The sequence below is a fragment of the Fundidesulfovibrio putealis DSM 16056 genome, assembly GCF_000429325.1.
Lineage (GTDB): Bacteria > Desulfobacterota > Desulfovibrionia > Desulfovibrionales > Desulfovibrionaceae > Fundidesulfovibrio > Fundidesulfovibrio putealis.
Genome location: NZ_AUBQ01000018.1, coordinates 14,868 through 27,805, shown reverse-complemented (window position 1 = coordinate 27,805; position 12,938 = coordinate 14,868). Strand labels below are relative to the sequence as shown.

Sequence of the window (12,938 nt, the reverse complement as noted above, 5' to 3'; positions counted from 1 at the left end):
TGCATTTTGCCTGACGGTTTTGGTGATTTCACCACGTTTGCGAGGCTCCATGAAGCGTCGTCAATCCCTGGCCGCCCTGGCCGTGCTGTTTCTCCTGACCGCGCAGGCGGCTCTGGGGGATGGCGGTCAGGCTGGCCGCCCGGAGTCTTCAGCTTCGGGCTCGGCCCTGGGGGCGCGCCGGCACGTCTTCATCCTGCACAGCTACAATCCCGAGTACATCTGGACCCAGAACATAAACCAGGGAATCCTGGAGTCTCTGCGCGATCTGGACGTGGTCTACGACTACTTCTACATGGACGCCAAACGCCGTCCGGACAAACCCTCGTTGGAAATGGCCGCGAGACAGGCCCTGGCGCGCATCGCCGACTTCTCCCCGGATGTGGTGATCGCCGTGGACGACGTGGCCCAGGAGTACGTGGTCGCGCCGTCGCTCAAGGGCAAACCCTCGCCGCAGGTCATCTTCTGCGGCCTCAACGCGCCGCCTTCCCTCTACGGTTTTCCCGCCTCCAACGTCTCGGGCGTGCGCGAGCGCTGGCACTTCCGGGAGGGGTTCGCACTGCTCAAGAGGCTTTTGCCGAACATCCGCACCGTCGCCTTTCTGACCGACGCGTCCGAGTCCTCAGGCTACGTCATCAAGGACATGGAGGATGACCAGGCCAAAGGCGGCCCCTTCGCCCTGGAACTCAGGCACGTCGATTCGGTCGGCTCCTTCCAGGAGTGGCAACGACGCGTCATCGCGTACCAGTCAGGCGTGGATGCCGTCGCTTTTGGAATTTACCATTCGCTTCGAGACGAGCGCACCGGGAAAGTGGTCACGCCTGAGGAGGCAGCCGCGTGGATGCGGTCGGTGAACGCGAAGCCCACCCTTGGGTTCGCGGACTACGCCCTGTCCGACGTGCTCTGCGGTGTGCTGGAGGCTGGGCATGAACAAGGGTTCCTGGCCGCGAACATGGCCAGGAGCGTGCTGCTCAAGGGGGATGCGGCGGGCGGACTGCCCATGCGCATCAATGAAAGGGGGGTGATCATGGTAAACCTCAGGATCGCCGAGCGCCTCGAGGTGGACATCCCCTACGAAATCATCGAAGCGGCGGGCGAAGTGGTCAAATAGGACGGTGGCGCGATGCGGTCTTCCTTCATCACTCGTTCGCTGGTTCCCATCTTGTTCGTGGTCATGCTCGGCGTGGGCCTGCCTACGATCGTCACCTTCTATTACACCAAGAACACCGCGGAGGAACTGGCCCTGGGCCAGATGAGCCAGGCCCTGACGCTCCTCGACGCCGACGTCTCCGAAAAGATCCGCAGCGTTCAGGCCACCGCAAGCTTCTGGGGCCAGGAGGACGTGTTCCGCCTGGCCCTGATCGAGGGCTACCTCGGGCGCTCCGCCAGGGTGGCCGCCAACAGGCGCCTTGCCGAGCGCATCCCCTATACCAGCTATGACAGGGCCTTCCTGGCCCTGCCGGACGGTTCCGTGGTTTCGGCGTCCGTTCCGGCCATGATCGGGGTCATCAACGTGGCCGACCGGGATTATTTCAAGCGTTCCCTGCTCGGGCAGCCGGCTTTCGAGGCGCTGGAGGTGGGCAAGCTCACGGGGCTGCCCGTGCTGGTGGTCTCCTCGCCGGTGTTCAACCATGAACGGACCGTGGAAGGGGTCATGGTCCTGGTGATGGACATCCACAGGCTGGCCAGGGAAATCCTGGATCAGGTCCGGATCGGGCAGACGGGCGGGGCCTACATCCTGGATGCGCGCGGGGCGATGCTTGCCAAGCCCTCCTGGAGCAGGGAGGGGCAGTTCGCGCCGCTTCCCCAGGTTGTCTCGGCCCTGCGCGACGCAGCGGGCGGGAAGATGGTCACCTACGGGCGGGGAGGCGACGAACGGCTGGCCGTGGCGGCGGTCAACCCAGTGACGGGCTGGCTGGTGGCTGTCGAGGCGGACGGCGCGGAGACCATGCGCCCGGCCGCCAAGCTCACGGCGCTCAACGGGCTCATCTCCCTGGCTGTGCTGGCTGTGGTCGGCGTGGCCCTGGCTTTCGTCCGTGGGGCCGTGGTCAGGCTGCGTGAATCCGAGGACCGCTACCGCACCCTGGCCGAGACCACCCCCGTCGGCATCGCCACCTTCGACCGCTTTGGTCGGGTGGTGTATATGAACCAGCGAGCCCTGGACCTGCTGGAACTGTTCCCGCAGGAGGCGTTGGGGGACGCCTGGATCAGCCGGTTCGTCACCCGCGAAGGCCAGCCCCTGGCCCCCGGCGACCTGCCCATGCACCAGGCCCTTGCCGGACGGAAATCCGTGCTGGGGCGCATCATCTGGTACGACAAACCCTCCGGCGGGCACGCGGTGCTCTCCATGAGCGCGGTTCCGCAGGACACGGGCGTGGACGCGGCGGGCGCCGTGGCCGTGATGGAGGACGTCACCGAGCGCGTGCGCATCCAGGAAATGATGGTGCAGACCGAAAAGATGCTCTCCGTGGGCGGGCTCGCCGCCGGGATGGCCCACGAGATCAACAACCCCCTGGCCTCCATCCTCCAGGCGCTGCAGGTGATAATCCGCAGGCTGGACCCGGACATGCCCGCCAACGCCAAGATCGCCGGGGAAGTGGGGGTGGATCTGCGCGCCGTGCAGGCCTACATGCAAAGGCGCGGCCTGAACGAGTTCCTGGAGGGTATTCACGAAGCCGGGGTGCGCGCCGCGCGCATCGTCACCAACATGCTGGGATTCGCCCGCAAATCAGGCGGGGATTACGAAGAGTGCCGTCTGGATGAACTGCTGGACAAGACCGTGGAGCTGGCTGGCGGCGACTATGACCTTAAAAAACAATATGATTTTCGTCAGATAGAGATAGTGCGGGACTTTGACACGGATCTTGGACCGGTGCAGTGCCAGTCCATGGAGATCGAGCAGGTGTTCTTCAATATCTTAAAGAACGCCGCCCAGGCCCTCAACGAGCCGGGGAGGGAGACCCCGTCCGCGCCGCCGCGCATCACCCTGCGCACCCGCCGGGAGAACGGCATGGCCGTGGCCGAAATCGAGGACAACGGGCCTGGCATGCCCGAGGAAATCCGCAAGCGCGTGTTCGAGCCGTTCTACACCACCAAGTCCATCGGCGTGGGTACGGGGCTCGGGCTGTCGGTGGCCTATTTCATCGTGTCCCAGAACCACAGGGGGAGCATCACCGTGGAATCCGCGCCTGGAAAGGGAACCAGATTCCGGGTGCTGCTGCCCATCAAGGCCGCTGCCTGAGGCGGGATTATCGCGTGACCGGGCCTTGCCGGGCCGGGAGCATCACGCCCCCATCTCAGTCAGGTTCCAATCAGGAAAACCAGGGTATTTATTTATGAAAAACAAGTTCATGTTTTTCATAAACGCAGGATTATCGCGTGAGCCTCGCGTCGCGCTCCATGGCCTGGGTCAGTTTTCGCATGGCCGTGGGGAAGGCCAGCCCGGCGAGCGCCTCGAAGGGCAGCCAGCGGTATGACGTTGCCGCCGTGAGCACCGGCTCCGCAGGCGTGACCCCTTCCGGAAAGGCCATCAGGTAGGCGTGCATGGTCACCCGGTAGCGGGTGTAGGCGTGCTTGATGACGGCCAGCTTGCCGACGGGCTCCACCTGGAAGCCGGTTTCCTCCCGTACTTCCCTGATTGCAGTCTCCTCCGGGGCCTCGCCCGGTTCCATCTGTCCGCCCGGGAACTCCCACAATCCTGCCCAGACCCCGCCGGGCCTGCGCTTCTGCACGAAATACAGTCCCTGGTGCGCGATCACCGCCGTGCCCATGCCGATGGCCACCGGGGCCTTGGACGCAGGAAGGGTGGGGCGCTCATCCACCGTTCCGGCGGCCAGGGCACGGCAGATCCCGGCCATGGGACAGCGGGCGCAGTCCGGGCTTCGCGGCGTGCACACCAGCGCGCCCAGCTCCATCAGGGCCTGGTTGAAGTCGCGGGCCTTTCCGGCGGGGATGAGCGACGCGGCGAGTTCGGTGAAGCGCTTCTTTCCGGCTGGCTCCTTGGGGGAATCCGCGATGTCGTACACGCGGGCCAGCACGCGCTCCACGTTGGCGTCCACGGCGGGAACGTCCTGCTGGTGGGCGATGGAGAGCACCGCCCCCGTGGTGTAGCGTCCGACTCCCGGCAGCGCGGCCAGGGCCTGCGCGTCAGCCGGGACGATTCCCCCGTGGCGGGCGGCGATCTCCTGGGCGGCTTTGCGCAGGTTCCGGGCGCGGCTGTAGTAGCCCAGGCCCTCCCACAGGCGCAGCACCTCGTCCTCGCTGGCGGCGGCCAGGGCGAACACGTCGGGGAAACGCGACAGGAAACGGTTGAAATAGACCACGGCCCGGTCCATCTGGGTCTGCTGGAGCATGACCTCCGAGAGCCAGACCTGATAGGGGTCGTAGCTTTCGCGCCAGGGCAGCGGGCGTCTGGCCTGCCGGAACCAATCGAGGAGCAGTGTGGAAAAGAGTGAGGGGTCGGGCATTCTGGTTTCCAAAATCAAAGAGATTGTCTTATAGCAGATCAATACACCGCCGTCGATCATGGAGCAGTCATGCGATTTCGCGCCGCGCCGTATCTTGTGTCCGTGTTGTGTCTGCTGGGTGTGCTCTCCTGCGCCATTTTCGCCCTGGCCCAGCCGCCGGGCCAGCCTGGGCGGGCCTGGCTGCCGCCGGACCTCAGGTCCTGGGAAGGCTGGGTGCTCTACGGGCAGGACAGCGCCCAGTGTCCGCCCCTGGCCACCGACCCGGCCCGCAGGCAGTGCCAGTTCCCCACCCGGATAAGCCTCGTCGTGGACGGCTCCGGCGCGTCCTTCACGGCCACATGGCGGGTGTTTTCGCCCATGAACGCGCCGCTGCCCGTGGCCCCCGGCCTATGGCCCGCGCGCGTCACGGTGGACGGCCAGAGCGCCGCCGTGCTGGATCAGTCCGGCACTCCAGCCGTACGCCTGGAGCCCGGCGAGCATCAGGTCTCAGGCCAGCTCCCCTGGAAACGCAGGCCCCAGGCCCTGCGGATCGCGCCCCAGACCGGCGTGGTGGAACTCGCCGTGGACGGCGTCGCCGTGGCCGCCCCCAAGCTCGCGGCCGACGGCAGGCTGGACATCTCCCGCCAGGACGAGCGCAAGGCCCCCGAGGATTCCGCCCAGGTGGCGGTGTTCAGGCTCCTGCGCGACGGCGTGCCCATGACGATCACCACCCTGGCCCGCCTGGAGGTCTCCGGCAGGGTCAGGACCATCGCCCTGGACGGCCTGCTGCCGCCGGGAACCGAGCCCATGGCCGTGCAGGCCCCGGTGCCCGTGGGCTTCGGCCCCGGCGGGCAGGTGCTGGCCCAGGCCGGGGCCGGGCGCTACGACCTGGAGATAGTAAGCCGCGCCCTGGAACCCATGAAGGCCATGGGACCGGCCACCACGCCGTTCGGGCGCGAGATCTGGGCCTTCGCCGCCGACCCCGCCCTGCGCGACGTCCAGCCGCGCGGGCTCGCCCCCATCGATCCCCAGACCACCGAGTTGCCGGACGCCTGGAAGAAATACCCGGCCTTCCTTGCGGAAAAGGACGCCGTCCTTACCCTGGACGTCATCCGGCGCGGGGAGTCCGGGCCGCGCAGCGACGACCTGAACGTGCGCCGCACCCTGTGGCTTGATTTCGACGGCGCGGGATTCACCGTGCAGGACCGCCTGTCCGGCGCGCTGCGCCACGGCTGGTCCTTGTCCATGAACGCGCCGGGCGAGCTTGGCCGTGCGGCCCAGGCCGGGAAGGACCTGCCAGTGGTGCTCCTGGGCGAGGACAAGCTTCCGGGCGTGGAACTGCGCGAGTCCGCCGTGAACCTGACCGCCGAGTCCCGCTATCCGGACGCGGGGGCGGCTGTCCCGGCTTCGGGCTGGCTGGCCGGGGTCACGTCGCTTTCGGCGGAACTGAAGCTGCCGCCGGGCTGGAGGCTCTTTCACGCCTCGGGGCCGGATACGGTCAGCCAGTCCTGGGTGAGCCGCTGGAACCTCTTGAACATCTTCCTGACGCTCTTCATGGTGCTTGGGGCCTGGAAGCTGCGCGGCGTTGCTGCCGGAGGCGTGCTGCTGGCCTATCTGGTGGCCGCCCAGCACGAGCAGGCCGCGCCCGTGGAGCTGTGGCTCCTGCTTTTGGCGGCGCTGGGCATCCTGAAGGCCCTGGACAGGCAGGCATCCAAGGAGTCCTGGCAGAAGGCCGCGCGCGGGGCCAGGGCGTTTCACATGATGGCGCTCGGGCTCATGGTGCTTGCGGCGCTGCCCTTCGTGTTCAGCCAGATACGCACGGGCGTCTATCCGCAACTGGAGGATGTGCGCTTCATATCCACCATGGCCGAGCGGGCGGCGGACCTCGATTCAGGCATGGAATCCCAGGACGTTGCCGCTCCTGCCCAGGCTCCCGCGCCCATGGCGGCCAAGGATTCCCGCAAGGAGGTGCGCAAGGCCGCGCGCGAGCCGTCCGGCCCGTATGCCTACCAGGGCCTGGAGCAGGACCCCAACAGCCTGATCCAGACCGGGCCGGGCATCCCCAACTGGAACTGGCGCACCGTGGGCCTTACCTGGAACGGTCCGGTGGACCCGGCCCAGACCGTGCGCCTGACCCTGGTGTCGCCTATGATGAACGCGGCCTTGTGTTTTGCGCGGGTGATCCTGCTGCTGGCCGCCCTGTGGCTCCTGGCGGACTTCAGGCGTCTGCGCGGCGAGGGGGGGCTCCTGGGCTCGAAGGCAACCGGGCCTGCGGCGGGTGATGGCGCTTCAGGAAGCTCAGGAGCTTCCCCGGCCAAGCTTGCCTGCCTCGCGGCAATGCTGTCCGCAGCCCTGCTCATGGCTCCCGGCGCGCTTCTGGCCGCTCCGGAATCGCAGGAGGCGTTCCGGTCCGGCGTTCCGCCCAAGGAGATCCTTGATGAACTGCGCGCCCGGCTCATCAAACCGTCGGACTGCTTCCCGGACTGCGCCGGAATCTCGGAGCTCGGCGTGGTGCTGGACGCCAAAGTCCTGCGCCTGACCCTGGAGACCGGGGCGGCCACGCGGCTCGCCCTGCCGCTGCCCGTGGTGGGCGACGGCTGGCGGCCCCAGTCCGTGACCGTGGACTCAAAGCCTGCCGTGCTCTTTGCCGAGAACGGCGGATTGTGGGCGCTGCTTGATCCCGGCCCGCACAAGGTCATCGTGAGCGGTGCGGCTCCCGCCGGAGTGTCGTTTAGCATCTCGGCCCCGTTCTCCACGCGCCGGGCCGTGGTGGATGCGCCCGGATGGAGCGTCCTGGGCCTGGGGCCTGACGGCGCGCTGGAGGGGGGGCTCAAGTTCTCCCGCCGGGAGGACGCGTCCCAGGCTGGCAAGCCGGGCAGCGCCGCTACGGCGATCACGGCGGTCATCCAGCCGTTCCTGGAAGTGGAGCGCTCCCTGGAGCTCGGGCTCAGCTGGGAGGCCGTGACCACCGTGCGCCGCCTGACCCAGACCGGCGAGCCCGTGGTGATCCAGGTGCCGCTCCTGCCCGGCGAGTCCGTGCTGGACCGCGACGTGCGCGTGGCGGACGGCAAGGCCGTGGCCGCATTGGGCGCAGGGCAGCGCCAGCTCAGCTGGCGTTCGCGCCTGGAAATTCAGCCCGCGCTCGACTTGTCGGCACCCCAGGGCGTCAACTGGGTGGAGATCTGGCGGCTTCGGGCGGCCCCGTCCTGGGACGTGGCGCTCTCGGGCATCCCGGTGTCCTCCAGCCTGGACGCTTCGGGGCATTGGGCGCCCCTGTGGCGGCCCTGGCCCGGCGAGACGGCCCGCATCGCGGTGACGCGCCCCGCGCCTGCTCCCGGCCAGAGCCTGACCATCGACTCCGCCAAGCTTCGCCTGACGCCCGGCGAGCGCCTGGACGCCGTCTCCCTGGAGATGGCCCTGCGCTCGGCCCTGGGCGGGCGGCACGTGCTGCACCTGCCGGAGAAGGCCGAGGTCACCGGGGTGGTGGTGGGCGGCAAACCCTCGCCCTGGTCCGGGGACAAGCCCGGCGAAATCGGGCTGGCGCTCACGCCGGGCAGGCAGTCCGTCCTGGTGTCCTGGAGGCAGCCGCGCGAGTCGCTGACCACGGTGTCCACGCCTGCTGTCAGCCTGGGGCACGAGGCTGTGAACGCCGTGCTGACCGTGGAGATGCCCCGCGACCGCTGGATTCTTTGGGCGCGCGGAGCCACGCGCATGGCCCCGGCCATCCTGTTCTGGAGCGCGCTGGGAGCCACGGCCCTGGTGGCCTTCGGCCTGGGGTTCCTGCCCTTCACGCCGCTTCGGCGCTGGCAGTGGCTGCTTCTGGGCCTGGGGCTCACGCAGGTGTCGCCGGGCGTGGCCCTGCTGGCCGTGGCCTGGATCATCGCGCTTGGCCTTCGCCGGGGGTACAAGGCATCCTCCAGTTCCGACTGGTTCGGCTTCAACGCCATGCAGATCGGGCTGGCGATTTTGACCCTCATAGGCCTGTCCTGCCTGTTCGAGGCCATCCGCACCGGGCTTCTGGGCTCGCCCACCATGCACATCATGGGCAACGGCTCGTCGGCCTACAGGCTCATCTGGTCCTTCGACCGCGTGGGCGAGACCTTGCCCCAGGCGCAGGTGTTCTCGGTGTCCCTGTGGTGGTACCGGGGCGTGATGCTGGCCTGGTCCTTGTGGATGGCGTTCTCGCTGCTGGGCTGGCTGCGCTGGGGCTGGGACTCGTTCAGCGACGGAAGGGCGTGGCGAAAGCCGGAGCTCAGGAAGGTTAAGCGCCCCGAACCCCCGCTGCCGCCTGAGCAGGACCGCAGGCCGCAGCTGCGAGAGGGCCTCGCGCCCGCAGGGCAGGGAACTCCGGAAGCTCCCGCTGGACCGGGAGCGCCTGGAGCGCCGGAAGGACCAAAGGAGCCTGATAAGAGCTGACGCCGCGAAATGCGGGCAATACGGCAAATAAAGGCCGCCCGGCGGGGAACCGTCGGGCGGCTTTTCGTGTGAGGCCTTTCAAAACACATCGAACCGCCCTTCCTATAAGAATGACAATCCGATAACTGCCTTGGATAATTGCGGATTCCAAAGGGCGCAGCCTTTTGGCCGCCGGAGGCGTTCCCCTACTGCGAATTTTGCAAGTCTCTACGGTTATTTCTTTTTGGCCTGGTTGGCCACGGCCTCGATCTGGCGGGCTATCTCGTCCGGGTCGCCCAGGTAATGGTGCCCGACGGGCTTGAGGTCGTCGCTGAGCTCGTACACCAGGGGCACGCCAGTTGGGATGTTGAGCGACGCGATGGCCTCGTCGCTTACGGCGTCCAGGTATTTCACCAGTGCGCGCAGCGAGTTGCCGTGCGCAGCCACCAGCACGCGCCTGCCTGATTTAATCGTGGGGGCCAGCACCTCGTGCCAGTAGGGCATCACGCGGGCCACGGTGTCCTTCAGGCACTCAACCGCCGGGAGTTCCTCCGGGGTGAGCGCCGCGTAGCGCGGATCGAAGCGCGGATGGCGCGGGTCGTCGTTCTCCAGGGCGGGGGGGCGCACGTCGTAGCTCCTGCGCCACTCGAACACCTGCTTCTCGCCGAATTTTTCGGTCATCTCGGCCTTGTTCAGGCCCTGGAGCGAGCCGTAATGGCGTTCGTTCAGCTTCCAGGATTTGGTCACCGGCAGCCACATGAGGTCCATGGCCTCCAGGATGATGTCCAGAGTCTTCACCGCTCGCTTGAGATACGAGGTGAAGCACAGGTCGAAGGTCAGTCCTGCGTCCATCATGGCCTTGGCCCCGGCCAGGGCTTCGCTCTCGCCCAGGGGCGAGAGCGGCACGTCGGTCCAGCCGGTGAAGCGGTTCTCCAGGTTCCATTGGCTCTGGCCGTGGCGCACGAGCACGAGCGTATGCATGGCGGTTCTCCGTTGTTGTCGGGCTTCGGGGGCGTTCCGGTCGTGCCGGAAGGCCCGCTGCCGGACTGTCCGGCAGGCTCTGTCGGGCTGCGCTCCATACCATGGAACGCGGGATTCATAGGCGCCGTGTATCACGCGCACATGCCAAAAGAAACAGCCCGGAGAACATTGGCGTTCCCCGGGCTGCGTCACGTTCGCGATGAGAGGCGGCTAGTCGTGCTTCTTGCAGACGATCATGGCCTCATCCACGCCTTCCAGCATGCGGATGGCGCAGAAGGAGCCGCACATGGCGCACTCCTTCTCCTGATGGAAGTCCTTGCGGCGCTTGCGCAGGGTGTGGGGGTCCAGGGCGTTGTCGGCCATGGCTTCCCAGTCCAGGGCGGCGCGCGCCTTGGAGATGGCCAGGTCGCGCTCCACGGCCCAGGGGCGGCCAAGGGAGTTCTCGGCGCTCTGGGCCGCGATGAGGCTGGCTTTCACGCCGTCCCACACGTCCTCGGGTCCGGGCAGGGTGACGTGCTCGGCAGGGGTCAGGTAGCACAGGAAGTCCGCGCCGTAGAAGGCGGCCTGTGCGCCGCCGATGGCTCCGGCGATGTGGTCGTAGCCCGCTGCGGCGTCGGTGGTCAGGGGGCCGAGCACGTAGAGCGGGGCGTTGTTGGTCAGGCGCTTGATGCCCTGGATCTGGCTCTGCACCAGATGAAGGGGCACGTGGCCGGGGCCTTCGATCATGATCTGCACGCCATGCTCCACGGCGCGCCGGGCCAGGTCGCCAAGCACGGAAACCTCTTCCCACTGGGCCGCGTCGCCTGCGTCCGCGCCCGCGCCGGGGCGCAGGCCGTCGCCGAGGCTGATGGTCACGTTGTGCTTGAGGCAGATCTTCAAAAGGTCGTCATAGTGGGTGAGCAGCGGGTTTTCCACATTGCGGCGCTTCATCCAGCGGGCCATGAGCGCTCCGCCGCGCGACACGATGCCAAGGATTCGGCGGCCGTCGGAGGCCATGGCCGCGCCGCGCGCGGTGACGCCGCAGTGCAGCGTCATGAAGTCCACGCCCTGCTCGGCCTGCTTCTCGATCTCCTCCAGGAGCTCCTGCACGGTGAAGTCGCTGGGGTCCTGTCCGCGCGCCACGTAGGGCTGGGCCACCGAGTAGAGCGGGACCGTGCCCAGGGGCAGGGGGGAGGCTTCCAGCATGCTCACGCGCACCACGTCCAGGTCTCCGGCGGTGGAGAGGTCCATCACGGTGTGGGCTCCGGCTTTTTCGGCCAGGCGCAGCTTCTGGACCTCCATCTCCACGTTGTTGATCATGGGGGAGGTGCCGATGTTGGCGTTGACTTTCACCCGGGCGGGTTGACCGATCAGGGTGGGCGACACATTCTTATGGGCAGGGTTGGCCAGAAGGGCCATGCGTCCGGCGTCCAGGCCGGAGCGGATGTCCTCCACGCCCATGTGTTCATGGGCGGCGATGGCCTGCCCGTGGGTGCTCAGGTACGTGGCGACAATGGCGTTTTTACTGGTAAGAGACATGGTTCGACCTCGAGAGGGGTTGGTTGGGGAATCAGAGGGCGGGCGCTGCCCTCGTGTATTGGCAACGTCGGTGGTGTTCCAGCGCGGGAACGGCCCTGTCTCTAGCACGGAGAACCCGCGCGGAAAAGGTCCGTTTTTCGCTTGCCACCCGGCTGGGGCAGGTGTATAGGTCCCGTCTTCGATTTGATCAAGGAGCTTTTCATGAAGAGCGATATCCATCCCAAGACTTACAAGGCGAAACTCGTCTGTAACTGCGGATTCCAGGCTGATGCCCTGTCCACCAAGGGCGAGACGGTGACGGTTGAAATCTGTTCCAACTGCCACCCGTTCTACACCGGCAAGCAGCGTTTCGTGGACACCGCTGGCCGCATCGACCGCTTCCGCAAGAAGTACGCGAAGTTCGAGGAACCGAAAGCCTAGTGTTCCACGCGTCCTGCGAAGGCGTTCTGCGCCGCTGCGGGGCCTGTATCGTATTGCGCGGCCGTCCGGCTGGGGGAATGCCCGTCGGACGCGCCGTTTTCGCGTGGATTGCAAGCGGTGTTTCCGGGGCTCGCGCCTCGCGCTGCGGAGCGTATGCGCCGCAGGCGTCGGCGGTTTCGTCCCCAGTGCCGTCCCCCCAGGCCCACAAGCGTGAAGCGGCGCTCCGTGCGCCGCTTTTTCCTATTGTATGGAGCTTATGAACAACGCGCTCGCAGCCAACGATACCGTCGGGGGACAGGCCGTCATGGAAGGGGTGATGATCCGTTCCAAGGACTGCCTGGCCATTGCCGTGCGCAAGCCCAGCGGCGAGATTTTCGTGGAGACCCGCCCCTGGTTCACCCTGACGCGCGCCGCCTGGCTGAAGAAACCCTTCATCAGGGGCTTTCCAGTGCTGCTGGAGACGCTGGTCAACGGCATCAAGGCGCTCAACTTCTCGGCCCAGCATTCGCTTGACGAGGACGAGGGCGAGCTCTCCCCCTGGGCCATGGCCCTGACCATGGCCTCGGCCATCGGGTTTGCCCTGTTGCTGTTCGTGGTGGCCCCGCACGTTTTTTCCATCGGCATGAACCTGCTCGGGCTCTCCGGCGACGCGGAGGCCCTGTCCTTCCACATGTGGGACGGCCTGTTCAAGCTGCTGATGTTCGTGGGCTACATCCTGGCCATCTCCTACATCCCGGACATCCGGCGCGTGTTCCAGTACCACGGGGCGGAGCACAAGGTGATCTGGGCGCACGAGAACGGCGTGGAGCTGTCACCGGGCGCGGTGCGCGATTTCTCTCGCCTGCATCCGCGCTGCGGCACCACCTTCCTGCTCTTCGTGCTGGGCGTGTCCATCGTGCTCTACACCTTCCTGGTGCCGCTGTTGCTGGGGGTGTGGTCGCCCGAGAACGCAATCCTGAAGCAGGCCTACATCATCGGCGTGAAATTTCTGCTGATGGTCCCCATCAGCGCCATTTCCTACGAGATCATCAAGTTCTCCGGGAAATTCCATAAGAACATCCTGTGCAAGGCCATGGCCTGCCCCGGCCTCGCCATGCAGATGCTCACCACCCACGAGCCAGACGACGCCCAGATCGAGGTGGCCATCGCCGCGCTCAAGGGCGCGCTGGGCCGCAAGTAAAA

Annotated in this window: 8 protein-coding genes; 5 read left to right on the top strand and 3 right to left on the bottom strand. The window is 66.9% G+C overall.

Annotated elements, in window-relative coordinates:
• Window positions 1-49 precede the first annotated feature (49 nt).
• Both G453_RS24445 and G453_RS26530 read left to right on the top strand, forming a co-directional pair.
• Complete coding sequence (locus tag G453_RS24445; protein WP_084502399.1) at window positions 50-1,108, top strand: ABC transporter substrate-binding protein; 1,059 nt, start codon at window positions 50-52, stop codon at window positions 1,106-1,108.
• Window positions 1,109-1,120: 12 nt separating this feature from the next.
• The gene (locus tag G453_RS26530) at window positions 1,121-3,238 is read left to right on the top strand and encodes a sensor histidine kinase (RefSeq protein ID WP_051272488.1); all 2,118 of its coding nucleotides are present in this window, start codon (window positions 1,121-1,123) and stop codon (window positions 3,236-3,238) included.
• A gap of 130 nt (window positions 3,239-3,368) precedes the next feature.
• Here the strand turns inward: G453_RS26530 and mutY are convergent, their stop codons facing one another.
• Complete coding sequence (gene mutY / locus G453_RS0115150; protein WP_027191729.1) at window positions 3,369-4,463, bottom strand: A/G-specific adenine glycosylase; 1,095 nt, start codon at window positions 4,461-4,463, stop codon at window positions 3,369-3,371.
• Between the two features lie 69 nt (window positions 4,464-4,532).
• On the opposite strand from mutY, the gene G453_RS24435 reads away from it, so the two are divergent.
• On the top strand, window positions 4,533-8,858 hold the full coding sequence (locus G453_RS24435) for a hypothetical protein (protein WP_051272487.1): 4,326 nt from the start codon (window positions 4,533-4,535) through the stop codon (window positions 8,856-8,858).
• Between the two features lie 213 nt (window positions 8,859-9,071).
• Here G453_RS24435 and gpmA read toward each other — a convergent pair whose 3' ends face one another.
• Together gpmA and thiC are read right to left on the bottom strand one after the other, a co-directional pair.
• Window positions 9,072-9,818 (bottom strand): 2,3-diphosphoglycerate-dependent phosphoglycerate mutase, encoded by a 747-nt coding sequence (gene gpmA / locus G453_RS0115140; protein ID WP_027191728.1) that lies wholly within the window; start codon window positions 9,816-9,818, stop codon window positions 9,072-9,074.
• Window positions 9,819-10,028: 210 nt separating this feature from the next.
• Window positions 10,029-11,336 carry a phosphomethylpyrimidine synthase ThiC gene (gene thiC / locus G453_RS0115135; protein WP_027191727.1) on the bottom strand — a complete coding sequence of 436 codons (1,308 nt, stop codon included), beginning with the start codon at window positions 11,334-11,336 and terminating at the stop codon, window positions 10,029-10,031.
• Window positions 11,337-11,537: 201 nt separating this feature from the next.
• Between thiC and rpmE the strand changes: the two genes are divergently transcribed.
• Both rpmE and G453_RS0115125 read left to right on the top strand, forming a co-directional pair.
• Window positions 11,538-11,756: a 50S ribosomal protein L31 gene (rpmE, locus tag G453_RS0115130; RefSeq protein ID WP_027191726.1), complete on the top strand. Its 219-nt coding sequence runs from the start codon at window positions 11,538-11,540 to the stop codon at window positions 11,754-11,756.
• A 247-nt stretch (window positions 11,757-12,003) separates the two neighbouring features.
• Window positions 12,004-12,936, top strand: coding sequence for a DUF1385 domain-containing protein (locus G453_RS0115125; protein WP_027191725.1), 933 nt, complete (start codon window positions 12,004-12,006; stop codon window positions 12,934-12,936).
• Window positions 12,937-12,938 lie beyond the last annotated feature (2 nt).